Genomic DNA, 611 nt, shown 5'->3' on the forward strand with positions numbered 1-611 from the left:
CTTTTAAAACACCACTGTTGGATGCACCATGCTTATAGAACTTCCCTTTAAACTTTTGAGCAGCCTGACTGCTACCGATTGCTTCACGTGCTACTTGTATGGGTGGTTTTCCTTTTAATCCGTCTGTTGAAAGTGCTGTTAGATGAATGATATCACCGTAACCGATTTTTACATACTTCCCGTTTGGTAACGTGGTGTAATACCATAGTTCATTCGTTTTCACATCAACATGAGGTTCTGTCACAGCAGGATTCAGAAGCCATAATTCTCTTGGTCGGCCATCTGCCCCCAGTTAATGTTGATATAAGCATTTCCCCACGTATTGCGATGAGTTTCTATCAAGTGCTTAAACTTAAAAGGGCTTTGATATGGATTGGGTCTAGTTTCAAGTACCTTTGCAACAGCATGCTTTTTATCTCTTACCCTACCATCACTTGTTTTCTTAAATGTTTGAAAAGGTAACTTTGCAATACTGTTCGCTAAAATATTGACGCAAGTGTAAACTGCCGGAACACCTAAAGCAGAATTAACCGTCACCTTCTCACCACTTGAAGATTCGTGACCGAAAATATTTAGAAACCAGGGAGCTGGATTTGTTAAATCCGTTGTTT

Annotated in this window: 1 pseudogene; it reads right to left on the reverse strand. The window is 39.9% G+C overall.

The features are described from left to right. Positions 1-611 (reverse strand): annotated as a pseudogene (locus JCM19043_RS15820) (phage portal protein); the annotation flags it as partial.

Source organism: Halolactibacillus sp. JCM 19043 (genome assembly GCF_001310395.1).
Taxonomy (GTDB): domain Bacteria; phylum Bacillota; class Bacilli; order Bacillales; family Amphibacillaceae; genus Halolactibacillus; species Halolactibacillus miurensis.